24 protein-coding genes are annotated in these 24,410 nt (G+C 66.8%); 5 read left to right on the top strand and 19 right to left on the bottom strand.

Annotation, left to right across the window (positions count from 1 at the left end):
• Positions 1-31: 31 nt before the first annotated feature.
• The 10 genes from C1931_RS07160 to grxD form a co-directional block, all read right to left on the bottom strand.
• Positions 32-460: a type IV pilin protein gene (locus C1931_RS07160; RefSeq protein WP_108752691.1), complete on the bottom strand. Its 429-nt coding sequence runs from the start codon at positions 458-460 to the stop codon at positions 32-34.
• Positions 461-474: 14 nt separating this feature from the next.
• Complete coding sequence (locus C1931_RS07155; protein ID WP_108755855.1) at positions 475-4,344, bottom strand: PilC/PilY family type IV pilus protein; 3,870 nt, start codon at positions 4,342-4,344, stop codon at positions 475-477.
• A gap of 10 nt (positions 4,345-4,354) precedes the next feature.
• Positions 4,355-4,864 carry a PilX N-terminal domain-containing pilus assembly protein gene (locus tag C1931_RS07150; protein ID WP_108755854.1) on the bottom strand — a complete coding sequence of 170 codons (510 nt, stop codon included), beginning with the start codon at positions 4,862-4,864 and terminating at the stop codon, positions 4,355-4,357.
• A gap of 4 nt (positions 4,865-4,868) precedes the next feature.
• Positions 4,869-6,035 carry a PilW family protein gene (locus tag C1931_RS07145; protein ID WP_108755853.1) on the bottom strand — a complete coding sequence of 389 codons (1,167 nt, stop codon included), beginning with the start codon at positions 6,033-6,035 and terminating at the stop codon, positions 4,869-4,871.
• Positions 6,032-6,508, bottom strand: a complete 477-nt coding sequence (pilV, locus tag C1931_RS07140) for a type IV pilus modification protein PilV (protein ID WP_108755852.1) — start codon at positions 6,506-6,508, stop codon at positions 6,032-6,034. The genes C1931_RS07145 and pilV overlap by 4 nt, the downstream gene beginning before the upstream one ends.
• Positions 6,505-7,020, bottom strand: coding sequence for a GspH/FimT family pseudopilin (locus tag C1931_RS07135; protein WP_108755851.1), 516 nt, complete (start codon positions 7,018-7,020; stop codon positions 6,505-6,507). The genes pilV and C1931_RS07135 overlap by 4 nt, the downstream gene beginning before the upstream one ends.
• A gap of 163 nt (positions 7,021-7,183) precedes the next feature.
• Complete coding sequence (gene ppnN, locus C1931_RS07130) at positions 7,184-8,572, bottom strand: nucleotide 5'-monophosphate nucleosidase PpnN (RefSeq protein WP_108752685.1); 1,389 nt, start codon at positions 8,570-8,572, stop codon at positions 7,184-7,186.
• A gap of 252 nt (positions 8,573-8,824) precedes the next feature.
• On the bottom strand, positions 8,825-12,019 hold the full coding sequence (locus tag C1931_RS07125; protein ID WP_108755850.1) for a carboxypeptidase regulatory-like domain-containing protein: 3,195 nt from the start codon (positions 12,017-12,019) through the stop codon (positions 8,825-8,827).
• A 247-nt stretch (positions 12,020-12,266) separates the two neighbouring features.
• Positions 12,267-13,040 (bottom strand): SDR family NAD(P)-dependent oxidoreductase, encoded by a 774-nt coding sequence (locus C1931_RS07120; protein ID WP_108755849.1) that lies wholly within the window; start codon positions 13,038-13,040, stop codon positions 12,267-12,269.
• Complete coding sequence (gene grxD / locus C1931_RS07115; RefSeq protein ID WP_108749163.1) at positions 13,037-13,357, bottom strand: Grx4 family monothiol glutaredoxin; 321 nt, start codon at positions 13,355-13,357, stop codon at positions 13,037-13,039. Before grxD ends, C1931_RS07120 begins: the two co-directional genes overlap by 4 nt.
• 119 nt (positions 13,358-13,476) lie before the next feature.
• Here grxD and C1931_RS07110 point away from each other — a divergent pair, with 119 nt between their 5' ends.
• Positions 13,477-14,055: a superoxide dismutase gene (locus tag C1931_RS07110; RefSeq protein WP_108757686.1), complete on the top strand. Its 579-nt coding sequence runs from the start codon at positions 13,477-13,479 to the stop codon at positions 14,053-14,055.
• 52 nt (positions 14,056-14,107) lie between these two features.
• Here the strand turns inward: C1931_RS07110 and C1931_RS07105 are convergent, their stop codons facing one another.
• The 3 genes from C1931_RS07105 to purE form a co-directional block, all read right to left on the bottom strand.
• Complete coding sequence (locus tag C1931_RS07105) at positions 14,108-14,449, bottom strand: carboxymuconolactone decarboxylase family protein (RefSeq protein ID WP_108752682.1); 342 nt, start codon at positions 14,447-14,449, stop codon at positions 14,108-14,110.
• A gap of 97 nt (positions 14,450-14,546) precedes the next feature.
• Positions 14,547-15,695, bottom strand: a complete 1,149-nt coding sequence (locus C1931_RS07100) for a 5-(carboxyamino)imidazole ribonucleotide synthase (protein WP_108755848.1) — start codon at positions 15,693-15,695, stop codon at positions 14,547-14,549.
• Positions 15,692-16,195 (bottom strand): 5-(carboxyamino)imidazole ribonucleotide mutase, encoded by a 504-nt coding sequence (gene purE, locus C1931_RS07095; protein ID WP_079221357.1) that lies wholly within the window; start codon positions 16,193-16,195, stop codon positions 15,692-15,694. The genes C1931_RS07100 and purE overlap by 4 nt, the downstream gene beginning before the upstream one ends.
• A gap of 58 nt (positions 16,196-16,253) precedes the next feature.
• Between purE and C1931_RS07090 the strand changes: the two genes are divergently transcribed.
• The 3 genes from C1931_RS07090 to C1931_RS07080 all read left to right on the top strand — a co-directional run bounded on the left by C1931_RS07090 (position 16,254) and on the right by C1931_RS07080 (position 18,436).
• The gene (locus tag C1931_RS07090; protein ID WP_005408847.1) at positions 16,254-16,523 is read left to right on the top strand and encodes a Trm112 family protein; all 270 of its coding nucleotides are present in this window, start codon (positions 16,254-16,256) and stop codon (positions 16,521-16,523) included.
• Positions 16,520-17,371 carry a carboxylating nicotinate-nucleotide diphosphorylase gene (gene nadC / locus C1931_RS07085; RefSeq protein ID WP_108755847.1) on the top strand — a complete coding sequence of 284 codons (852 nt, stop codon included), beginning with the start codon at positions 16,520-16,522 and terminating at the stop codon, positions 17,369-17,371. Before C1931_RS07090 ends, nadC begins: the two co-directional genes overlap by 4 nt.
• 114 nt (positions 17,372-17,485) lie before the next feature.
• Entirely contained in the window at positions 17,486-18,436 is a 951-nt protein-coding gene (locus C1931_RS07080; RefSeq protein ID WP_108755846.1) for a DUF2272 domain-containing protein, read from the top strand.
• On the opposite strand, the gene C1931_RS07075 is transcribed toward C1931_RS07080, so the two are convergent.
• The gene (locus C1931_RS07075; RefSeq protein WP_159095453.1) at positions 18,330-19,796 is read right to left on the bottom strand and encodes a PhoPQ-activated protein PqaA family protein; all 1,467 of its coding nucleotides are present in this window, start codon (positions 19,794-19,796) and stop codon (positions 18,330-18,332) included. The genes C1931_RS07080 and C1931_RS07075 overlap by 107 nt on opposite strands.
• A gap of 261 nt (positions 19,797-20,057) precedes the next feature.
• Between C1931_RS07075 and C1931_RS07070 the strand changes: the two genes are divergently transcribed.
• Positions 20,058-20,408, top strand: a complete 351-nt coding sequence (locus tag C1931_RS07070; RefSeq protein ID WP_108755844.1) for a DUF3301 domain-containing protein — start codon at positions 20,058-20,060, stop codon at positions 20,406-20,408.
• Between the two features lie 70 nt (positions 20,409-20,478).
• On the opposite strand, the gene C1931_RS07065 is transcribed toward C1931_RS07070, so the two are convergent.
• From C1931_RS07065 to petA, 5 genes are all read right to left on the bottom strand, one after another.
• On the bottom strand, positions 20,479-20,931 hold the full coding sequence (locus C1931_RS07065) for a ClpXP protease specificity-enhancing factor (protein ID WP_108755843.1): 453 nt from the start codon (positions 20,929-20,931) through the stop codon (positions 20,479-20,481).
• Between the two features lie 84 nt (positions 20,932-21,015).
• On the bottom strand, positions 21,016-21,651 hold the full coding sequence (locus C1931_RS07060; protein ID WP_108755842.1) for a glutathione S-transferase N-terminal domain-containing protein: 636 nt from the start codon (positions 21,649-21,651) through the stop codon (positions 21,016-21,018).
• 133 nt (positions 21,652-21,784) lie between these two features.
• Complete coding sequence (locus C1931_RS07055) at positions 21,785-22,534, bottom strand: cytochrome c1 (RefSeq protein WP_108755841.1); 750 nt, start codon at positions 22,532-22,534, stop codon at positions 21,785-21,787.
• Positions 22,527-23,786 carry a cytochrome bc complex cytochrome b subunit gene (locus tag C1931_RS07050; protein ID WP_108752673.1) on the bottom strand — a complete coding sequence of 420 codons (1,260 nt, stop codon included), beginning with the start codon at positions 23,784-23,786 and terminating at the stop codon, positions 22,527-22,529. The genes C1931_RS07055 and C1931_RS07050 overlap by 8 nt, the downstream gene beginning before the upstream one ends.
• The gene (petA, locus tag C1931_RS07045) at positions 23,786-24,406 is read right to left on the bottom strand and encodes a ubiquinol-cytochrome c reductase iron-sulfur subunit (protein WP_108749154.1); all 621 of its coding nucleotides are present in this window, start codon (positions 24,404-24,406) and stop codon (positions 23,786-23,788) included. Before petA ends, C1931_RS07050 begins: the two co-directional genes overlap by 1 nt.
• Positions 24,407-24,410: the final 4 nt, after the last annotated feature.

The following is a 24,410-nucleotide window of genomic DNA, read 5'->3' as shown; positions in this document are numbered from 1 at the left end:
CTGCGCGCCGATGCAACACCCCTGCGCGAAATCACCAGCAACCGGCCACCGCACTGGCGCTCGGTGTCTTCACATTGGCCTGGTTGACCGTCATCGTGCCGCACTTGTCCTTGGCCTGCGCGCCCTGCGGCGCCGCCGTCAGGGTGAAGGTGCCCTGCGCGGCCTGGATGCTGATCGTGTACTGCGCCGTACCACCTTCGCGCGGCGACTGGATGCTGGTGGTGCCGTTGCTGAAACGGAAGTTGGCGTAGGTGTTGTTGGTGGTGTGCGAACGCTCGGCCATCTGCGCGTACTCCACCATGTCCGCCTTGGCCTGCGCACGCCGCGACTTGCGGATCTGGTCGGTGTACGACGGATAGGCCACCGCCGCCAGGATCGCCACCACGGCCACCGTGATCATCAGCTCGATCAGGGTGAAGCCGCGGACCTGGCCCATTGCGCGGATTGCTTTGAGTGACATCGCAGGAATCTCCGTTACTGGATCTGGCGCCAGGACTGGCGGCCACAGGGATACGGCACGTACAGCGGCTGCGCGCCGGACACATTGACCACCATCCAGCAGCCCGCACCGGCCGGCACCGTCGGCACACCCGTGCCGTCGTTGGGATTGGTCGGCGGCTGCAGGCGCGGCACCACTGATACGCCCACGTCCTTGATCGGCGCGGTGCCCGGCGAGTTCAACGACATGGCAGCCGTGCCGGCGGCGGCGGAGGTACCAGTGGGCGAGCCCACCCGCACGCCGGACAGCGCACCGGCACCGCTGCGTGGACTCAGCCCGAACAGCCAGTTCGCACCCGACGTGCTGCAGCCACTGGTGATGGTGACCGGCGCATAGGTGGGAATGAACAGGATGCCCGAGGCCAGCTCCGGGTAACCCACCGCACGTTCACCGGCCGGCAGGTCAACGTACCAGCCCAGCGACGAAGCCGGTGCATTGCCGGCCTGCAGCGTACGCGAACCGCTGGTGGTGACCACCGCGTTCGGGGTCAGGTTGGCACGCGTGAGCGTGGTGAGGACCGCACCGTTCACCACATCGTTGAAGCCATACAGGCTCTGGATCTGGGTGGACGAGATCGGCAGGGTATCGTCGTTGAACGAGAAGCTGCCGGTACCGAACATCACCAGCACACCGCCGCGCTCTCCCGATGCCACCTGCAGGCCGCCGGTAATCGGCTGGCGGTAGGTCTGCCCGTCCTGCACGAAGGTGCCCGTGGTGAACACCGGCACGGTGACTGACGTCGCGGTGGAAGTCAGGTCGAACTTCCACACCGCGCCCTTCAGGTCAGCTGCATACACGGTATCGGCGTAACCGTCGCGCACGCGGGTCGGCTTGTTGGTGACCGGGTCGATGGTGAGATTGTTCACCCGATCGACCACCACGATGTTGCCCAGGCCATTACTCCCGGCGATGGTGGAATTGGGCTCACCCGCTTCGATCATGCGGATGGTCGGCGTACCGGTGCCGATATCGACCACGAACAGCACGGCCTTGCCGCTGGCGCTGGAATAGCCGTTGCCGAAGATCGCCTTCCAGCTGACCGTGCCATCGGCCGCGCGCACCGGAACGATGACCGGCTTGCCCAGCACGTGGCCGATGTTGGCCCGCACCGTGGCATCACCGGCCAGATCGTTGATTTCCCACAGACGGTTGCCCGCCGCGAAGCTGCCCGGTGTGGTCACGTCCAGCGCGAACACGCCGCGCCCGCCGGCGCCGGTGGTGCCGACCAGGGTGGTGTGCCAGCCGCCACCGTAGAAGGTATCGCCCACGGTCAGCGGACCGTCGACGAAGTACTTGTGCACGAACGGCTGGGCGTTCTTCTTGGTCGGGTCGTAAGGCAGCAGCAGGTTGCCCATGTGCCCGTACGAGGTGGCCGGAATGTAACCGAACAGCTCACGACCACCATTGCCGCCGACCGTGCCGGCTGCGTCCATGCCGCCGTCGAACGCATGCAGCATGCCGTCGTTGGCACCGGCATAGACCACGTAGCGGTTGTTGGTGCGCTTGCTGGTCAGGTAGTTGGTATAGCTCGTGCCAAGGGTGCCACCCAGCGCGCGGTAGCCGAAGTCGTCCACCGGCGCACTGATCACCGGCGTGGAGTTGACGATGTCACCCAGCACCGTGGTGCGGTCACGCAGCTTGCCGCCGTTGCGCACCTCACCGGAAGTTTCGCCCAGCAGGTAGTTGGCCGCGCTGTTGGCATCGGCGCCCAGCGCGGTCAGGTTGGCAACGGTGCAGATCGACTGCGCCGGGTACAGCGCGCTGGACAGGTTGCAGAGCCCGGCCAGGGTGGCCGTGGTACCGCTGAACTTGCGCACGCTGCTGCCGTCGTTGAAGAACACATTGCGCGCGGCCGCGGCAGGCATCTGCGCACTGGCTTCCCAGCGCGTGGTGTACTGCGCCTCGCGGGTGGTGGGGTTCACCGACACGCTGCTGGCGGTCAGCTTGCTGTACCAGTCGGTGCCGTTGTTCTGGACGTCGTACATCGGGGTGACGGTCAGCGAACCGGTACCGATGCGCGCGCCACTGAGTGCGAACGTACCCGACGGCGTCTGCCCCGACCCCACCGCCGACAGCACCCGGCGCATGGCCTCGGTCACGTCCGACGGGGTCTTGGCATTGATGAACTCACCGCGGCTGTTGATGGCGGCGTGCCACAGTTCGTCGATCACGCGACCATCGTCATCGGTCAGCGGGTCGCCATTGGCGTTCCAGTTCGGCGGGTTGGCATACGGGTCATCGGTGGCGGCCTGGTTGACCTCGTAGATCAGGCCCTGCGCGCCCAGGGTGACGCCGTAGAAGTTCATGTGCAGGTTGGTCTGGCAGTCCAGTCGCTTCCAGTCAGGCGAGGACTGGCTGAGCGTGCTGCACTGATCCGGCACCGGGACCAGGCCGGTGGGGAAACTGGCACCCGTGCGCAGCGGGGTGGAGCCACCTGCGTAGTACGACGCGGCGATATCGGCGATGGTGTTGCTGTAGCCATCGGCGAACGGCTGGGCGGGGAAGAACGTGCCGCCGGCGCTGTCGGCATTGCCATAGCCGCTGGCCGAGTTGCCCACATTGGTATAGCCGTCGGTGAACAACATGCCGCCGTTCTTCTGGCAGGCACGGATGACCGGCGCACCTGCGTCGGTGCGTCGGAACTGCTCGCCGAGGTAGGCCACGGCCTGGCGGTTCGGGGTACCGCCATTGGGCTTGAGCCGGTAGATCTGCCCAAACAGGTCCGGACGCTGCGAGGTCACGTCGTACATGGTCACGTTGTTGCGGGCATTGATGGTGAAATAGCCCACGCGCATGTTGTCCACGCCCACCATGGCGTGCGAGGACGAGCCGACCATCGACAGGATGCGGTTGCGGTGATACTGGAACCAGTTGGCGAAGTTGCGCTGCGCGTTGGCCAGGTCGGCCGTATTGGCGCCGTAGTTCTCCGGCAGGATCTGGTAGCGACGCATGTTGCAGCCCGGGCCGCAGGCATTGCTGATCAGCGGGCGGTTGGCGTCGCCGGTGAGGTAGCCGGCCGGCGCGGCCTGGTCGGCCGGCAGGTAGAAGGTGGCCGGTACATAGGCGATCTGCACCGTGCAGTCCGCACGCACCAGCACGTCACTGCCCAGGTTGGTCCAGACGTTGCCCGAACTGGCCAGGCCGTTGCCATTGTTGTTGTTGCTGTTGCAGGTGCGCCCGTTCGACCGGTAGCGGGTACCGGCCGGAATGGTCATGCCGGTGACGAACTGGAACGCCTCGCCGTTGACCTGGCGCGAGGACAGGTCATACACGGTGTTGTAACCGGTAGTGAAGTCAGTGCCGTAGACCGTCGGGTCACGCGGATCAACGCGTGCCGCAGAGAACGTGGCGTTCGGCCAGAGCATGTTGCCGCCGCTGTCACGCACCGGCAGGCTCCACGGCTCGTAGGTCACGGCCGGGTTGTAATAGCTGGCGTTGTAGGTGGGCGAGCGGGCAAAGCCGAATGCATCGATCGGCGGGATCGCGCGGCCCGGCGAATACGAAGTGTTGAAGTTCGCATGCGGGAACAGGTACAGATAGCAGTCTGTGGAGTTGTTGCTGCAGCCCTCACCCACGTTGTAGAACACGCCGGCCGAACTGAAGAAGCTGCTGCCGTTCCACTGCATGCGGCCATCGCCACCGCGGAAGATCCGCTCGAAGGTCATCGAGTTGGAATCGTCCACTGCCATGATGAAGGCCGGCGGGATCGATGTGGTGTTGTTCAGCGGCGCCTGGGCAAGGGCGCCCTGCCCCTGCGCGGCGAACAGGTTGTAAGCGAAGTAGCCGCCCACGCCGAGCACGGCGAAGGCAGACGCGGCGATGATCCGGGAAGTGCGACGGGACATGCCGGCGGCCTCAGAGCTTGAAGATGGAATCGACCGACGCCGTGGACGAGGAGTCCGTCGCGGTATCGGTGGCGAACGTGGTGATCTGGTAGATCGGCGTGACCGGATCCAGCGGCTTGCCCATCGACAGCGAGCCGCCGCCGATCACGCAGGTGTCGATGCGGCGCACGTTCACCGCCTGCACGGTGGTCAGCGCACGGGCACGGCCCCAGCCGACCGGATCGAAGGCGATATCGCAGTTGTCCTGGATATCGCTGGCCACCAGCGGTGCATCGGCAGCGGCGGCGGTGCGGTTGGCAATGGCTTCCACCGCGCGTTCGCTGCGGCGGGTCACGCCTTCAGCATTCTGGAACGCCACATTGGTGGCCAGGTAGTTGGACGCCATCTTTTCCTGCATGCCTGCCACCTGCATGCCGGCAATGCCGATCAGGGCCAGCAGGATCAGCATGATCAGGGCGACGTACAACACGGCCCCGCGCTGCTGGCGGGGCATCGGACGGATGCGGGCTCGAGCGTTCATGGCATCAGTTCCCGAAGAGACGATTACGCAGGGCAATGGTGGATTCGTAGGCGGCGCGGTAGCGCGCGTCGTTCGGCGTGGACGGCGCGAAGCCGACGCCTAGCATGCGCGGGTAGCGCAGCGCATCGGTGGCCGCCTCGGCCTGCGAGGGCTGCGGACTGCGTGCCAGGACACCGACCTGCACCTGACCCACGCGGCGCCACTGCGCGGCTGCCGCTGCGTTGGTGCCGGTGGACACGCCGCTGGCAATGGCCACGGTGGTGATGTTGCCGGTGGGCGGGGTGGTGCTGGTGATGGCCGCAGTGCTGTCCAGGCCGAACAGCAGCTGCAGGTTCTCGATGCCTTCCACCAGTTCTTCCGGGGCGGCATAGCCGTCGGCACCGTCCGAGCGCGCACGCATCAGCGCCGGTTCGCCGGTGGTACCGGAGGTACCCACGAAATACACCACCGATTCGGCACGGTAGATCATGGTCTGGCCGGTGGGCTGCACGGTGTAGCGGTCCAGGTTGGCGCCGCTGGCAGTGACCTGGCCTTCAACGTAGGTCCCCCTGAACACGTTCACATGGCTGCAGTCGGCCACGCCGAACAGCGTGGGGGCGGTCACGCCGCCTTCCAGCAGGCGCTTGCCGAGGGTGCCGTCGAAGCCGACCACGCTGTTGGCGCTGGGCGCCAGCGCGGTGACCGGCACGCCTTCGGCGGCCAGATAGCGCAGCACCAGCACATCGCTGCCAGCGCGCGGATTGAGCGCACTGATGGACGACGGCAGGCCCGTCACCGCCGGCCAGCTGCCACCGACGGTCAGGCTGGTGCCCGGCCCGGTGCCCGGGGCCTCATAGCCCTGGATGCTGACACTGAAATCCAACGGATGGCCCGAACCGGTGGCGGCGCCGGTGTTGATGGTCGGGTCGCCCTCGCCCTTCACGAAATGCGCCTGGTCGTTCACGCAACCGAAGTGGCCGGCCATGCGGATGTCGCGCTGCAGGAACTCCAGCGCGAAGCGACCGTTTTCCTGCGCGCGTGCATTGCCTTCGGCCAGCCGCGAGGCGGTGCGCGAGGCGATGAACACCTGCACCACGCCCAGCATCAGCACCAGGCCGATGACCATGGCCACCATCATTTCGATCAGCGACAGACCGGCGGCGTGGCGGCGGGAGGACAGGTGCGCGCTCACAGCTGCGATACCAGGGTGAAGGTGGTGCGGGCGTTGGGATTCTGCGGATCCCAGCGCTGGTCGCCCCAGGCGATGCCCACGGTGACCCGGCCGTTGGCGTTGAGCACGGTGGCGCTGGCGCCCTCGCCCAGCGACTGCACCACCTGGCACTGCCAGCGGGTGATGTTGCTGGCCACGCCCTGGTCGGCGCCGAGCACGCGGGTGCAGGAACTGGCGCTGACCGAGTTGGCCGCGAAGCTGGCGCCGGTGTACCAGCCCGCCTGGTAGCGGTTGCTGCGCATCTGGTCCAGCAGGTCGTAGGCCAGGTTGGTGGCCTGGGTGCGGTAGTTGGCGCTCTGCACGAAGCGCACGTTCATGGTCTGCAGCAGGGCGAAGCCCAGCAGGCCGAAGCCGAGGATCAGGATGGCGATCAGCACCTCCAGCAGGCTGAAGCCGGCCTGGCGCCGCGAGAACGAGGGAAGACGACGGCTCATTGGCAGGCGGCCTTGGTGGAGGTGATCTGGCCTGCCGCGTTGACGGACAGGGTACGGCGCTGGGGATCGCTGCCGCATTTCACCGGCTGCAGGATGATCTGCTGCGTGGCGGCCGCGCGGCGGCGACCGCGGGCATCGAAGGCGACTTCGGCCGCCGGACCAGTGACGGTAACCGTACTTGGGGTGACTGCAACGAAGCGCAGCACGACCTCGTTGGCGCCCTTGCTGCCGTTGCCGTCCACGTCGGCCCAGGCCAGCATGCCCGAGCGCCAGGCGCCATCGCAGCTGCTGCCGTCGGAGCTGCCGCAGACGCCGCCGCCGCGCTTGTTGCGCACGGCCTCGCTGCGGGCCAACGACAACAGGCCGGTCATTTCATTGCCGGCCGAGGCGATGCGGTTGGAACGGATGGTGCTCTGGAAACTCGGAAACGCAATGGTGCCGAGAATGGCGACCACTGCGATGGTGACCATCAACTCGACCAGTGTGAAGCCGTTGGACCGGCGCAGTTTCATTGGACGCTCCCCAGCGTGTTGGTGGCCACGATGGCGCAGCCACCGGCCGCCGGCAAGCGGCGGCAGGATGAACGGTCAGTTCCGGGCGATGGGCGTCAAAGGGTTGACACGCCAGCGTGCCGGACGGGGGTCAGAGCCCCTGCGGGGATCCGACCCTGGCCGGTCAGGCCAGCACCTGGTAGCAGGGCTGGTATTCGCCGGAAATCTTCATCCGGCGCTGGTCGACGAACGCGCGCAGCAGCGCGTCCAGGGCCTGCATCATGTCGGCATCGCCATGGATCTGGAACGGACCGAATTCCTCGATGCGGCGCATGCCGTCTTCCTTCACGTTGCCGGCCACGATGCCCGAGAAGGCCCGGCGCAGGTCGGCCGCCAGCGCGTGCGGGGCACGGCCGTGGTGCAGGTCCAGCGCGGCCATCGCTTCGTGGGTCGGCACGAACGGCTGCTGGTACTCCCACGGAATCTCGATGGACCAGTTGAAGAAGAACGAATCCTTCTGCGCCAGGCGGTACTCGCGCACCTGCTTGATGCCGCTGGCCATCTTCTTGGCCACGGCCACCGGGTCGCCGATGATGATCTCGTAACGGTCGGCAGCGGCATCGCCCAGGGTCAGGCGGATGAAGCGGTCGATCTGCTCGAAGTACGGCGCGGCCACGGTCGGGCCGGTCAGGATCAGCGGGAACGGCAGGTCCTTGTTTTCCTCGCGCAGCAGGATGCCCAGCAGGTACAGGATCTCTTCGGCGGTACCGACGCCACCGGCAAACACGATGATGCCGTGGCCGATGCGGACGAAGGCCTCCAGGCGCTTCTCGATGTCCGGCATGATGACCAGGTGGTTGACGATCGGGTTCGGCGACTCGGCCGCGATGATGCCCGGCTCGGTCAGGCCGATGTAGCGGGTGACCGTCTTGCGCTGCTTGGCATGGGCGATGGTGGCGCCCTTCATCGGGCCCTTCATGGCGCCCGGGCCGCAGCCGGTGCAGATGTCCAGGCCGCGCAGGCCCAGCTCGTAACCCACCTGCTTGGTGTACAGGTACTCGTCGCGGCCGATCGAATGGCCGCCCCAGCAGACCACCAGGTTCGGGTCGCCCGGGTTGAGGATGCGCGCGTTGCGCAGCAGGCCGAACACCGCGTTGGTGATGCCTTCGGACGATTCCAGCTCGGCCGCGTAGGCCGGGCCCATCTCGATGGCCATGTAGGCCAGGTCACGCACCACCGCGAACAGCAGCTCGGCCACGCCGCGGATGATCTCGCCGTCGACGAAGGCCATCGCCGGGGCGTTCACCAGGTCGATGCGCACGCCGCGATCCTGCTGCGCCACCTGGATGTCGAAATCGGGGTAGAGATCACGCGCGGCGCGCGGATCGTCCGAGGCACTGCCACTGGTCAGCACGGCCAGTGCGCAGCGGCGCAACAGTTCGTGCATGCCGCCGCCGGAGGCATCGCGCAGGCGCGCCACTTCGGCGCGCGACAACACATCCAGCCCACCACGCGGGTAGATCCGCGCATCCTGCACCGGCAGCGCACGGGCTGCCTTTTCGTTCGTGGTCATATCCAACTTTTCGCTTCCTTCAAGGTTTCCGACTGTACTGCCGCCCCCTTAAAAAGCAAAACGGCCGGGAAACCCGACCGTTGGATGCGTGCTGACCGCGTTCGCCGTTGCTGGGACCGCCGTTGCGGCGATGGCGCCGCGCACGTGTCTGGATGCTACGCCGAAGCCAAACGCCCCGCAAGCACTTTCGCCTGAACGGAAAACGGCCGGGTTTCCCCGGCCGTTTCCGCGTGCAGCAACTACGTCAGTTCATCAGAACTGGTAGCGGAAGCCCAGCTGCAGCGACCACTGCGAGACACCGACGTCGAAGCCGTCTGCGTCTGCGTTGGCCACGGTCGGGGTGTCCGCGCCGCGGTAGTTGTACACGTACTTGCCCTGGTACATGCCCTGCAGGGTGGCCACACGGCTGTCGGCGAAGAAGCCGTAGTCGTAGATGTTGCCCCACTTCTTGTTCAGCATGTTGCCGATGTTCTGCACGTCCAGCCAGATCTCGGACTTGTGGCCCTTCATGAAGCCCGGCAGCTGCTGGCTGATGCGCAGGTCGAAGGTGTTGATCCAGCCGGTACGGAACTGGTTGGCACCCGGCGTGGTGCCGGCGTACTTGGCCAGATCCGGGTTGGCGGCCAGCCATGCGAAGAAGTTCTTTTCCATGGCCGCATCGGCGGTGAACTGGCCATTGGCTGCCAGCGTACCGAACAGCACGTCGCCCGGGCCCTTCGGCACGTAGAACAGGTCGTTGGCGCTGCGGCCGTCGCCGTTGGCATCGTTGACGAAGACGTAGCTGTACGGACGACCGCTACGGCCTTCGTACACCAGGCCGACCTTGGTTTCGTAATCGCCGAAGAACTTGTGCTTCCAGTTCAGCGAACCCGACAGGCGGTCACGGATCTGGTAGCGCGAGGTGTTCTCGATTTCGGTGTTGGCGTCGAAGGCGTACTGGTAGTTCCAACCCGAGCTGGCGGTGGAGCTGGTCAGCGAGCCGACTTCGGTCGCATCGGTGTAGGTGTAGCCGATGTTCCAGGACCAGTCACTGGTTTCCGACCACGGCTTGCTCAGCGACGCGGTGAACTGCGACGTGCGGCCCTTGTCGGTGTTGGTGATCAGGTAGACGTTGTTGTAGTTGGCACGGTTGCGGCCAAAACGGGCGTCGCCCGAGGTCCAGGCGCCGTTCTTGCTGGCGCTGTAGAACATGTCACGACCATCCGGACCCTGGTACTGCACCGGACCCAGGTTCAGGTTCTGGTAGTACAGGCCGTCCTTGACCTTGGTGACCAGCAGTTCGGCCGAAGCCACGATGCCGTACCACGGGGTTTCGTGGTCGAAGGCCAGGTTGGCCTTGTAGGTCGACGGCATGCGGAAGTCATTGCCGACGAAGTTGACGTTCTGCACGGCCGAACCTGCGCCTGCCGGAACCGGCTGGCTGTCCTTGTCCGGGCTGAAGACCAGGGTCGGATCGTAAACGGTGCGGTTGTAGACGCTGGTGTTGAAACCGGTCGCCGAGTAGCTGTTGCTCAACCACACCTGCGGGGAATCACCCTGGAACAGGCCCACGCCGCCGCGCAGCTGGGTCGGGCGCTCGGTGTCGAAGGTGTAGTTGAAACCGAAGCGCGGCTGGACCAGGAACTTGTTGTTCAGGACCTTGCTGTTGTTGTAACCGAAGAAGGTCGAGGCCGGTGCGTTGTAGGCCGGGGCCGGGCTGGTGTCCGGACGGTCAGCGCGCAGACCCAGGGTCAGGGTCAGGTTGCTGTTGACGTACCAGGTGTCCTGCACGAACAGGGCCAGGTTGCTGTACTTGTAGTCAGCGGCGATCGAACCGGCGCTGCGCTCCGGAGCGTAGTCGTAGGTGCTCCAGATACCGTTGGCGAAGTTGTTCAGGCCATAGAAGGTATAGGTGCCCCACGAGTTGGCGCCGTAGTAGTTGTAGATGTCGTTGGTGTCGTAGGAGGCACCGAACTTGACGTCGTGGTCACCCAGGGTCAGGGTGCCGGCGGCGTAGTAGTTCCACGCCTTGGTCTCGAGGATGTTGTCCTGCGAGTTGACTTCGGTACCCAGGTACAGCGAGTCACCCGACGGCGCAGCCTGGGTGCCGCCGAAGTAGATGCGGATGCTGGGCGCGTTGGTGTTGACGGCACGGATGGCCGAGTACTCGCGGTACGAAGCCTTCAGTTCGGTCGAGAAGTTGTCGGTCCAGTCGCTGAAGACCTGGGCAACGTAGCTCTCGTTGGTCTTGTTGTGCTGGTACCAGTACGAGTTCAGCGAAGCCGAGCTGGTGGTCATGCCGTTGATGCGCAGCTTGCTCTGGTCGATCTTGCTGTAGCGCACGCTGGCACGGTGGTTGTCGCTGATGTTCCAGTCCAGCTTCAGCGCGTACTCTTCCATGTTCGTGTCGCCATTGCTTTCCAGGCCACCGGCGTCGATGCCGTAGCCCTGGGCAATTTCCTGCGCACGGGTCACGTCAGCCAGGGTGAACTGGCCATTGGCCTTGCCCAGCGGCGTGGTCGACAGGTCAGCACCCGGTGCGGCCTGTTCGAACTTTTCGTAGTTGGCGAAGAAGAACAGCTTGTCCTTGACGATCGGGCCGCCCAGGGTCATGCCGTAGGTCTTTTCCTTGGTGAAACCGTTGAAGGGCTGGCCTTCCGGGTTGTCACCGAACCAGTCGCCGTCACGGTAGGTGCCGTAGACCGAACCGTGGAATTCATTGGTACCGGACTTAGTGACCGCGTTGACGGTGGCACCGGCGGCGGCAGCGATGCTGACGTCGTAGTTGGACAGGTTGATGTCCAGCGCTTCGATGGCTTCCATGGCGACCGGCTGGCGGCGGGTCGGCATGTTGTTGCCTTCCAGGCCGAAGGTGTCGCTGGCCGACACGCCGTCGATGTTCACCGAGTTGTAGCGCGGGTTCTGGCCACCGGCCGAGATCGAGCCCGAGGCGCGATCAATGAAGGTGACGCGCGGATCCAGACGCATCAGATCCTGGATGTTGCCGCCGATGGACGGCGCAACTTCGATCTGCTGCTGGCTGAGGTTGGTGCCCGAGCCCATCTTGGTGGCGCTGAACACTTCCGAGCCGCCGCCGACAGCGGTGACCTGCACGGTGTCCAGGTTGGTCGCGCCGGCCAGGTCACCGGCCAGGGTGGCGTTGATGGTGCCGGTCTGGTTCACGCCCAGGTAGACGCCATCTTCGGTCTTGGTGCCTTCACCCGGCTTGGTGATGGTGATGGTGTACGGACCGCCCACGCGCAGGCCGCGCGCGTTGTAGCGACCGGCCGCGTCGGTGGTCGCACGCGAGACGGTGCCCGACTCACTGTGGGTGATGGTGACTTCAGCGCCGGCAACGGGCTGGCCGCTGCGGGACACGACCTGGCCGCCGACACCGGCAGAGGTGCTCTGGGCGAAGGCGGGGGCGGCGGCAAGTGCAGCCACGAGACCAAGGGTGAGCTTGGACATCCGGAGTGGGTGGGTCATTTTTCGGTAGCCTCGATGCGAGTTGGCGATGGCGGAAAAAAAGCGCATCCAAACAGCCTTGCGGGTGGCTGCTCGGAGATTTATCTGGGGTTCCCTACCGTGAACGGCAGCTGCCGCAACGGTTAACACTAGATTAACACGCTATCCCATCAATGTGACGGTTGTGCGACAAACGGCACCGGATCGCAACGCTATCGTGACGGAATCTTCATTCCGGGCTATCGAGCGCTTAACAGGACACTGTGTCCGCGCGGGCGTCAAGCACCTGGCCCCGCCAAGGGTGGCCGGCGGCGGACAGCAGCGCAACAGCGGCCTCGGCCGCCGTTTCCGGGCCCACCGCGGTCGCGTCCTCGTCGATCGAGTAGGCGCGGGCGCGCAGCGCCGTGCGCAGCGGGCCGGGGTACAGCCCCGACACCCGCACCGGGCCGCTGGCCAGTTCATCGTGCAGGCTGGCGATCAGGCCGCGCAGCCCATGCTGGGCAACGCCATAACCACCCCAGTAGGCCTGCCCCACCCGCTCGGGCGCGTCCACGGCGAACACCAGGGCGGCATCCTCGCGCTGGCGCAGCAGGGGCAGGCAGGCCTGGGCCAGCCAAGCCGGCGCGGTCAGGGTGACATGCACGGCGCGTGCGAAGCTGGCCGGATCGGCCAGTTCAAACGGGGTCAGGCCGGGGAAATGCGCGGCGCAGACCAGCAGCCCGTCCAGGCGGCCCAGCTCGCGGCCGATGGCCTGGGCCAGATCGGCGTAGTCGTCGGGACTGGCGCCTTCCAGATCCAGCGGATACAGCAGCGGCTCGGGGCCCACGGCCTGCACCTGGGCATAGACCCGGTCCAGTCGGCGCGGCTTGCGCCCCAGCAGCACCACCGTTGCACCGGCCCGGGCGGCAGCGACTGCGGCGGCACTGCCCAGCCCTCCGCCGGCGCCGGCCACCAGCACCACGCGGTCCCGCAGGGGACGGCCATCGAGCGCCGTATCGGTCGACGTCGACGGCCAGGCACTCATCCCTGGGTGGCCTCTTCGACGATGCGCTTGAGCTCGCCGGCCTCGAACAGTTCCATGATGATGTCGCAGCCGCCGATCAGCTCGCCGTTGATGAACAACTGCGGGAAGGTGGGCAGGTTGGAGAAGCGCGGCAGGTTGGCGCGGATCTCCGGCTCTTCGAGCACGTTGACCGTGCGCAGCGACACCGCGCCTGCGGCCATCAACGCCTGCACGGCGCGGCTGGAGAAGCCGCACATCGGGTATTGCGGGGTGCCTTTCATGAACAGCACGAGCGGGTAACGATCCACCTCGGCCTGGATTTGCTGCATTACCGCCACACCTCACTCCTTGCTTCGCCGGACAAACCGACCGCGGTGGTCGGCTAGACTGCCCACGGTAGCCGCCATTGTATGCCGATGGTACCGGCTGCCACCGCTCCCTGGCCACGAACCTGTCCATGTCTGTCGAACTGCCTGCCCTGCCCTACCTTCCCGGCTCCCTGCAGCCGCACCTGTCGGCCACCACCGTGGAGCTGCACCACGGCCGCCACCATCGCGCCTACGTGGACGCGGTGAACACCGCCATTGCCGGCACCGAATGGGAAGAGGCCACGCTGGAAGACATCGTGCGCCAGACCCAGGGCGCGCTGTTCGATGCCGCCGCCCAGGCCTGGAACCACGGCTTCTACTGGCAATGCCTGCGCCCGCGCGGCGGCGGCGAACCGCAGGGGCGCCTGGGCGAACTGGTGAAGCGCCAGTTTGGCGATGCGCAGCGCCTGCGCGAGGAATTCAACCGCGCTGCGCTGGGCCTGTTCGGCTCGGGCTGGGCCTGGCTGGTGCAGCACCCTGGCGGGCAACTGGGCATCCAGGTCACCCGCAATGGCGGCACGCCCCTGACCGGCGACAGCACGCCACTGCTGTGCTGCGACCTGTGGGAACACGCCTACTACACCGACTACCAGAACGAGCGCGCGCGCTATCTGGACGGGTTCTGGCAGCTGGTGAACTGGGAATTCGCCGAAAGCCAGCTGCGCTGAGACGGACCGCCGGGCATGGCCCGGCGCTACTTCACCCCGGCGCTGCCGTGCCTCACGCGTTCTCGTGCGCGGCCACTGCATCCATCACCCGCGCCGAATAGACCAGCGCGGCGCCGGCATTGAGCGACACCGCCACACCCAGCGCCTCGGCAATCTCTTCGCGGCTGGCGCCCTGCTTCAGCGCCGCATCCACGTGCACGGTGATGCAGCCGTCGCAGCGGGTGGTGACCGCCACTGCCAGCGCGATCAGTTCGCGGGTCTTCGCATCCAGGTGGTTGGTCTGCGCGCCGGCATTGGCCAGCGTCGCGTAGCCCTTCAGGGTGTCGGGCGAGAGCTTGCCGATCTCGCCGATGCGGCCCTTCAGTTCCTTGCGGTAAGCGTTCCAGTCGAGCATGGCGGTGACTCCGGGGAAAGGAGCCCCACGCTACCACCGCAGGGGCTGCGCCGATGCGTACACCGGCGCGCCACAATGTTGCAGCGTTGCGCCCGCCTCAGCGGTTGCGCAGCGCGTGTACCGCCGGGGCGACCTGCGCCTGGCGGTCCAGTTCCAGCCCGACCTGCTCCAGGGCATCGGCCAGGGCATCGGCCTGGTCGTCGCGCAGCGTGGCATGGCCCACCTTGCGGCCATCACGCGGCTGCTTGCCGTAATCGTGCCAATGGCCGCTGGCCTGGCCCAGCACCGGTGCCGGATCGGGCATGGCGCCCAGCCAGTTCAGCATGCAGGCATGGCCGAGCATGCGGGTGCTGCCCAGCGGCAGGCCCAGCACGGCGCGCAGGTGGTTCTCGAACTGCGAGGTCTCGCTGCCTTCGATGGTCCAGTGCCCGGAATTGTGCACGCGCGGCGCCATCTCGTTGGCCAGCAGTTCGCCATCGCGGCAGAACAGTTCCAGCGCGAACACGCCCACATACTGCAGGTGGTCGGCCACGCGGCGCGCGTAGCCAATGGCAGCTTCGTGCTCGGCTGCGGACAGCACGGCCGGGGCCACGCTGGCCGACAGCACGCCATCGACATGCCAGTTGCCGGTGACCGGCCAGGCCTGGAAGCTGCCATCGCGGCCACGCACGGCCACCACGCTCACTTCGCGCTGGAAGGCAACGAAGCCTTCCAGGATCAGTCCGGTGCGCTCGACCTGCGCGCCCAGCGCGTCCCAAGCGGCGTCGATGTCGGCCGCGCTGCGCAGGCGGAACTGACCCTTGCCGTCGTAGCCCAGGCGGCGGGTCTTGAGGATGCACGGCAGACCGAACTCGGCGGCCTTCGCGGCCAGCTCGTCACGGCTGCGGATATCGGCAAAAGCCGGCAGCGGAATGCCCAGCTGCTGGAACAGGGTCTTCTCGCTCAGCCGGTCCTGGGCCACCGCCAGCGCGGCCGGCGGCGGGTAGACCGGCACGCGGTCGGCGAGGAACTCCGCGCTGTCGGCCGGCACGTTCTCGAAGTCGAAGGTGACCACGTCCACCTTGGCGGCGAAATCCGCCAGCGCCTGGCGGTCGTCGAAGGCGGCGACGGTGAGCGGCGCCAACGGCCCACTGCAGGCGTCGGCCGCCGGATCGAACAGTTCAAAGCGCAGGCCCAGCGGCGCACCGGCCAGGACCATCATGCGGGCGAGCTGGCCGCCGCCCAGGATGCCGACGGTCAGGTTCATTGGCGCGGGTCGTCGTGGGCCATCACGTCTTCGGTCTGGCGGGTGCGGAACGCCTCCAGCGCCTGGCCGATGGCCGGCTGGTCGCTGGCCAGCATGGCCGCGGCGAACAGCGCGGCATTGGAGGCGCCCGCATTGCCGATGGCGAAGGTGGCCACCGGAATGCCGGCCGGCATCTGCACGATCGACAGCAGCGAATCCATGCCGTTCAAGGCCTTGGACTGCACCGGCACGCCCAGCACCGGCACTGCGGTCTTGGCCGCGATCATGCCCGGCAGGTGGGCGGCACCGCCGGCACCGGCGATGATGGCGCGCAGGCCGCGCGGGCCGGCTTCTTCGGCATAGCTGAACAACACGTCCGGCGTGCGGTGGGCCGAAACCACCTTCACTTCGAACGGAACACCCAGGGCTTCAAGCTTCTGGGCCGCGTGCTGCATGGTTTCCCAATCGGAGCGGGAACCCATGACGATGCCGACGAGCGGCGCGATCGGGTTGGGGGTCATTGGCCGTCACCTACCTTAAAGACGTATTCTAGCCGTCTTCCACGCAAGACGAAGAACCATGGATCGCAAGCTGCTTGACCTGCTGGTGTCGCCCGATACCCGCCAGCCCCTGTCCCTGCTGGATGGCAAGGGCCTGGAAGCCCTCAACAAGGCCATTTCCGCCGGTGCGGTGAACAAGGCCGATGGCAATCCGCTGGCCCAGCCGCTGCGCGAGGCCCTGGTGACCCGCGACCGCAAGCAGGTGTTCCGGGTAGACGACGGCATTCCGGTACTGCTGGCCGAAGAGGCCATCCCGACCGCGCAGATCGCCGACTTCCCCGCCGCATGAGTACCCTGCCGGCGCCGGATGCGGCCCAGGTCGCGGCCGATGTCGCCCGCGCATTGGCCGAGGACCTGGGCAGCGGTGACGTCACCGCCGCCCTGCTGCCTGACCAACCGGACAGCGCCTACCTGCTGTGCAAGCAGGATGCGGTGATCTGCGGCCGGCCGTGGTTCGACGCCACCCATCGCGCGCTCGATCCGCAGGTCCGCATCGACTGGCAGGTGGACGAAGGCGCGGTGGTCAAGGCCGGCACGGTCCTGGCCCTGCTGCAGGGCCGCAGCCGCAGCCTGGTCAGCGCCGAGCGCACCTCGCTGAATTTCCTGCAGACCCTGTCCGGCACCGCCACCACCACCGCGCGCCATGTGGCGGCCGTGGCCGGAACCGGCACGCGCATCCTGGACACCCGCAAGACCCTGCCCGGCCTGCGCCTGGCGCAGAAATACGCAGTGCGCTGCGGTGGCGGCGACAACCACCGCTTCGGCCTGTACGACACAGTGATGCTGAAGGAAAACCACATCCGCGCCGCCGGCTCGCTGCCGGCTGCGGTGGCTGCTGCACGCCAGCAGTGGCCGCAGTTGCCGCTGGTGGTGGAAGTGGAAGACCTGGAGCAGCTGCAACAGGCGCTGGACGCCGGCTGCGAGCGCATCCTGCTGGATGATTTCAGCGCCGACCTGCGGCGCGAGGCGGTGCGCATCACCGCCGGCCGCATTCCACTGGAAGTATCCGGCAGCGTGGGCCTGGACGGCCTGCGCGCCATTGCAGAAGACGGCGTCGACTGCATTTCCATTGGCGGCCTGACCAAGCATGTGCAGGCGATCGATCTGTCGCTGAAGCTGGGCCCGCCGCCGCGCTGAGGCCTGGCATGGGGTCAGATCCCTTTCCCATGGGAAAGGGATCTGACCCCGTTCTCACACCCTGCGTTCACGACGGCACTGCGACGCTGCGGCCATCCCCCACAGGAGCCGCGCATGCGCCGGATGCTGTTGCCTGCCTGCCTGCTGCTGGCCGCCGCGCCGCTGTCGGCCGCCGCCGCCGAAGCCTGCGACGTGCCACCCCGCTATGGCCTGAGCCCACTGGCGATCTCCATCCGCAACGCGGCCTGCAACGAACACCGGCTGTGGTACCGCGCCTTCATCGACCGCGAAGGCCGTGCGGCCAGCCTCACCGTCACCGAGGCCGAGAGCGGCCATCTGGCTGACAACGGCCTGGTGGCCTGGCGGCGCGTGGCCGCCTACTGGCGTGACAGCGGCACCTTGAACGCGATGGGCAGCATCGACGGCGCCAGCAGCTGCCTGGCGCCCCTGGGAGTGCGCTACACCGACAGCGACTGCCGCGCCTTCCTGGTCGACAACCCGTGGTCGGCCGCGTTCATTTCCTGGGTGATGGTGCGCGCCGGGGTGCCCGGCTTCACCACCTCGCCGCGCCACATCGACTACATCCGCGCTGCCTACCAGGCCGGCCCGGCCGGCAGCCCGTACCGGCTGCTGGACCCGGCCACCGCCAAGCCCGCCCCCGGCGACATGGTGTGCTACCTGCGCGACCGCAGCAGCACCCTCAGCTACAGCGGGCTGGTGCAGGCACTGGGCAACGGCTCGGTGGGCCATTGGAAATCGCATTGCGAAGTCGTGGTGGCCGCCAACCTGGGCGGCGACCAGACCCTGTATCTGGTGGGCGGCAACGTGATGAACACCGTGGCCATGCGCCTGCTGCAACTGGATCGCAGCGGGCGCATCCAGCTGCCGCCGGCACGCACGCGCGACAGCACCGGCATCGATACCAGCTGCACGCCGGGGCGCGAAGACGAGTGCAGCTTCAATCGACAGGACTGGGCGGCGCTGCTGCAGCTGAATGTTGCAGCGCCGTTGCCGGCACAGCCGGCGTTGTCGCCACTGCCCGTGCAGGCGGCGCCGAGCCGCTGAGCGGCACCAGCCTGCAGCGCCCCTCGCCCTGCGACGGGGGCTGCGCAGGAAATCGATCCTGCGGCAGCACCTGCACCGGCGTGGTCACCACCATGCCGTCGTCGTAGTGCAGTTCGACGAACGAAGCGCTCCAGCCGCGTGCTGGCACAGCCAATGGTGGTGACACCCCGCCCTGGTCGTTGAGTTCAAGCTCGGCCGATTGATACGTGATGCCGCAGGCGTGGCGGAAATCGCGCGCGTGCGGGTTGTGGGCCTGCCACAGCAGCGCGCGGCGTGGCCGTTCGCCCTGCGCCCGCACCTGCAACCGGCCTTCTTCGGCGTTCCACTGCGAATCGATCTGCGGCAACCCCCTGCCGGTGCGCCAGCGGCGCAGCGTCGGCAGCAGCGCATCGGCGGTGAAGCGGCGGATGCCGCCGTGATCGCTGTTCGGTGCCATGCGCAGGGCCGTGGGCCCCTGCAGCGCAGGCAGATAGTGCGACGCCGCATCCGGCGGAAAGAAGTCGTCGCCGCTGGCGTTGACCAGCAGCTTGGGCAGGGCCAGCCGTGCCGCCCGTGGCCCGTCCAGGTGCGTGTAAGGGTCCACGATGCGCATGAGATCGGCAAAGCCTGCCGTGCCGATCTCGGCGGTGATGCCGTGGTCGACATACGGTTGCAACGCGATCGGCCAGCGCCCGGCGTGCACGCTGCGGATGTGCGGCGCCAGCGCCTGCCAGTGCATGTCGATCACGAACGGCGCCAGATGGCTGACCCGCTCATCCACCAGCGGCAGCAACCAGGTGATCCAGCCGCGCTTGGATGCGCCGGTGACGATATAGGACGGGCGTTGTACCGCTGGCAGCTCGCGGTCGGCCAGGTCCAGCGCGCGCACCGCCGCTTCCGTCATCGGTACATGCAGGGGCCAATGCGCGGGGCGCGCAGGGTCGTCCAGATAGCGACGCCAGGTGGCAGCCACCAGATCATCTTCGGTGCGCAGCGCGGTGTCCCCCGGCAACGCCATGGCCTGCGGCGGCACGTCGGCAAGCGACACCACCGCCATGCCCAGCGTGCGCACCAGCGTTTCCAGCACCTCGGCCGGCAGGTCCGTGGCCGTTCCGGCCGGGCGCCCGCCGCCTTCATGGGCCACGCCATTGTTGATGACCAACAGGGCCGGACCGGGTTGCGGCGCATCGGGCTGAAGCACCTCCACCCGATGGCGCCAGGCCGGCCCCTGCTGCCGGTCAGGCCAGCGCTGCGACTGCAGCGTGAACTGGCGCCGCTGGCCACCCGGGAAAGACGAGGTTGCGCCCCGTTCGTACGGCAGGGACTGCTCTGGCTGCGGCCCTGCACCGACGGCACCTTCTGCGGACGATGCGCATGCCATGCCTGCCGCCCCCATCAGGACCATCATCGCCACCGTCTTCGCTCCCTGCATCTGCCGCCTCGCCGCCTGTAGGAAAGCACCGACCCTGCCGGTGTGGCGGCGGCGCTTCGAGAGGCAATGGCGACAGCGTTGTCGGCGCGGGGGCCCGCGGTGCCGTCACGGACAGGCCCGCGGCAGTTTTCAGCCCGGAAACGTCACGGCGCTTGATCCCGGCCCGCTTCGCCGCCATCTTGACTGCATCGACTCCAGATATTCCACGCCATGCCCACCCTGCTGTTGTTGCTGATCGTTGGCGGTATCGTCTACTTCTTCTGGAATGCCGCACGTTCGGCCGCCGAGCGCGCGGTGGAACTGGGTCGCAATGCCTGCCGTGCCGCCGACGTGCAGTGGCTGGACCAGGCGGTGCACGCCACCGGCCTGCGCCTGTCGCGCGGCGAGGATGGCCGGCTCGGTTTCGAGCGCACCTTCAAGTTCGAGTATTCCTACGATGGCATCGATCGCCATGTCGGGCGGATGGTGCTGCGCGGCGACCAGCTCGTTTCGTTCACGGGGCCGGGCGCGGCGCGGATCAGCAGGATCCGCGCGGATGTGGATGAGGCCGAGGATATCTAGCCGGTAGCGCCGGGCCATGCCCGGCGAGCGCAGCGGCAGAGGTGTGCCGACCACCGGTCGGCACCCACATTTATTTGACCACGCGCAGGGTCGGCCGGCCCTTCGGCGGCGGGTTGGACGGCGGCGTGTCGTCCGGCGGGGTGTCGCCCTCGTGCAGCGGCTCGTCACTGGCGGCGGTCGTTTCGGCACCGGGAATATCGTCCGGCAGTGCCATGCCCTGCCCGGTTTCGCGCGCGTACACGGCCAGCACCGCGCTGATCGGCACCTGCACCGGGTAGCTGGTGCCGGAGAAGCGCGCCGAGAAGCTCACCATCTCGTTGTCGATCATCAGCCGCACCACCGCACGCTCGGCGATGTTCAGCACCACGCGCCCGTCCTTCACGGCCGAAGGCGGTACCTGCACGCCGGGCACGCCGGCGTCGACCAGGATATGCGGGGTCAGCTGGTTGTCGTTGATCCATTCCACCAGGGCCCGCAGCAGGTACGGGCGGTGGCTGGTCATGTGGAAGAAGTCGTCGGTCATGCGTGAAGTGTACGCGCACGGCGCCCCTGTCGGGGCGCATCGCGGCACGCCGGTGGGCGTGCAGACGGGAACTGCGGCAATCGCCTAGACCGGCAGGTCGCGCAGCTTCTTTTCCTGATCGGTCAGGCTGCGCACGAACCCGGGGTGGCGGAAGATGCGGTTGCCATAGTCTTCGATGGCCTTGCCATCCTTGGGCAGCGGCACGTCCAGCGACTGCAGCCGCCAGATGATGGGCGCCATCGCGCAGTCGGCCAGGCTCATTTCCGAGTTCAGGAAGAACTTGCTGGCCTTGAACAGCGGCAGCGATGCGGTCAGCAGTTCCTTCAGGCGCTTGCGGCCGGCTTCGGCCTGGGTCTTGTTGCCCAGCTGGATGGCCTGCACCTGCGGCACCCAGTCGTGCTCGATGCGCAGCATGGCCAGGCGGATGCGTGCACGCGACAGCGGATCGACCGGCATCAGCGGCGGATGCGGGTAGCGCTCATCCAGGTATTCACTGACCACCGAGGCGGCGTACAGCACCAGCTCGCGCTCTACCAGGGTGGGCACCGAGTGGTACGGGTTGAGATCGATCAGGTCTTCCGGCGGGTTCTGCGGATCGACCGGCACGAAATCATAGGTCACGCCCTTGGCCGCCAGGACCAGGCGCACCCGATGGCACAGGACATCGTCGTTCGAGGAAAACAGCGTCAGTGTATTGCGCATGCGTACGCTCGCCGCCATCAAAGGCTCTCCCACGACAGGAGACCGCCTGCCGTACCGGCGCCACCAGCCCCTTGCCGGTGGTCGACTCCTGCCCGAGTGTGCAACCGGGCATCACAAAAGCCAATAGGCCTGAGGCAATGCCCCGCCCGGCTCAATGCACGTCCTTCCAGTATTCCTTCTTCAACAGATACAGCAGGAAGGTCAGCAGGGCCAGGAACAGGATCACCCATACGCCCAGCTGCTGGCGCTTCAGTGCGGCCGGTTCGCCTGCGTATTCCAGGAAGTTGGTGATGTCGCGCACGGCCTGGTCGTACTGCCCGGCATCCACGCTGCCGGGACTGTCGATGCGCAGGCCGGTGACCGGCGGGTCCATGCCCGGCGCTTCGGCCTTGCCATGCACCGCGTGCTGCAGCCCCTGCATTTCCCACAGCGGGTTGGGCATGGAGGCATTGGGGAACACGGTGTTGTTCCAGCCCAGCGGACGGCTGCTGTCCAGGTAGAAGGACTTCAGGTAGGTGTAGATCCAGTCGCTGCCACGCACGCGGGCGATCAGGCTGAGATCGGGCGGCATCTTGCCGAACCATTTCTCGGCCTGTTCCTTGGGCATCGACACCGGCACCGGATCGCCGATGGCCGAACCGGTGAAGTTGAGGTTGTTCATCACCTCTTCCTCACTCAGGCCCAGGTCCTGGCCCATCCGCGAATAGCGCAGGTACTTCAGCGCGTGGCAGCCGGAACAGTAGTTCATGTACAACTGCGCGCCGCGCTGCAGCGACGCGCGGTCACCCAGATCGTTGCCGGCCTGCAGCAGTTTGGCGCCACCTTCGGCGGCGTGGGCCAGGCTGCTGCCCAGCACCAGGGCGGCCACCAGGGCCAACCGGACCATCCAGCGCTCAGTCATGCGTGGTCACCCTTTCCGGTACCGGCTTGGTCTTGTCCAGCCTTGTCCATAGCGGCATGGTGATGAAGAACGCGAAGTACAGGAAGGTCAGCACCCGCCCGACATAGGTCTCGTGCGCGTCGGTGCCTGGGCCCGAGCCGATCACCCCCAGCCACACGAAGCACACGGCGAACACCCCCAGCAGCACCTTCGACAGCAGGCCGCGGTAGCGGTAGGACTTGACCCGCGCACGGTCCAGCCACGGCACCAGGAACAGGATCGCAATGGCCGAGAACATCACCAGCACGCCGCCCAGTTTGTTGGGCACCACGCGCAACATTGCGTAGTACGGGGTGTAGTACCAGACCGGCTTGATGTGTTCGGGCGTGACCAGCCGGTTGGCTTCGGTGAAGTTGTCGTGTTCCAGGAACAGACCACCGAAGGCCGGGGCGAAGAAGATGATGAAGGCGGCGATGACCAGCAGGAACCCGACGCCGACGCCATCCTTCAACGTGTAGTACGGGTGGAACGGAATGCCATCGGCCGGCGCATTCGGCGACCAGCGGTTGCCCTTGGGCCCCTTCTTGATCTCCACGCCGTCGGGGTTGTTCGAGCCCACTTCGTGCAGCGCGCCCAGGTGCAGCACCACCAGCAGCAGCAGCACCAGCGGCAGGGCGATCACGTGCAGGGCGAAGAAGCGGTTCAGCGTGGCATCGCTGGGCAGGTAGTCGCCCATGATCCATTCGGTCAGGCCGTTGCCGATGACCGGGATGGCGCCGAACAGCGAAATGATGACCTTGGCACCCCAGAACGACATCTGGCCCCAGGGCAGCACGTAGCCCATGAAGGCTTCGGCCATCAGCACCAGGTAGATCAGCATGCCCAGGATCCACACCAGTTCGCGCGGCTTCTGGTAGCTGCCGTACAGCAGGCCGCGGAACATGTGCAGGTAGACCACGATGAAGAACAGCGAGGCCCCGGTGGAATGCATGTAGCGGATCAGCCAGCCCCATTCCACATCACGCATGATGTATTCGATGGAGGCGAACGCTTCGGCGGCGTTCGTCTTGTAGTGCATGGTCAGGAAGATGCCGGTGACGATCTGGTTGACCAGGATCAGCAGCGCCAGCGAGCCGAAGTAGTACCAGATGTTGAAGTTCTTCGGCGCGTAGTACTCGCTGACATGCTTGCGGTAGACCGGCATCAGGCCGGGCGCGCGCGCGTTGACCCAGTCGGCCACACCGCTGGCGGTACGGCTGAGGATGTTGCTCATCAGGCAGCCCCCTGCGGATCGACACCGATGATGACGGTGTTGTCGTCCTGGTAGTGGTGCGGTGGCACCAGCAGGTTGATCGGCGCCGGCACGTCCTTGAACACGCGGCCGGACATGTCGAAGCGCGACTTGTGGCAGGGGCAGAAATAGCCCCCCTTCCACTGCGGATCGTAGGGTTCAGGGCGGATCTCGGCGACCATTTCCGGCGAACAGCCCAAGTGCGTGCACAGCCCGACCAGGACCGAGATTTCCGGTTTGATCGAACGCAGCTCGGGGTTCTGCTTCAGCACGTACTCGGGCTGCTGGTCCTTCTCGCCCGATTCGGGATCCTTCAGGCGGCCATCGAGCCCATGCAGCGCATCAAGGATGGCCTTGGAGCGCTTGACGATCCAGATCGGCTGGCCGCGCCATTCCACGATCAGGCGTTGGCCTTCCTGCAGCGCGCTGATGTCGGCCACCACCGGTGCGCCGGCAAGCTTGGCACGGGCACTGGGGTTCCAGGACTTGATGAAAGGAACAGCGGTGAAGCCGACGCCGACGGCACCCACCACGGCAGTGGTGGCAGTAAGAAAACGCCGACGTCCGGTGTTGACTGGATCGTATACCCCATCGTTGGCCATCCGG

The sequence above is a fragment of the Stenotrophomonas sp. YAU14A_MKIMI4_1 genome, assembly GCF_003086855.1.
In the GTDB taxonomy this organism is placed as follows: Bacteria; Pseudomonadota; Gammaproteobacteria; order Xanthomonadales; family Xanthomonadaceae; genus Stenotrophomonas.
Note: the sequence above shows the minus strand (reverse complement) of the source record. Positions and strands in the feature narration are given on the sequence as shown.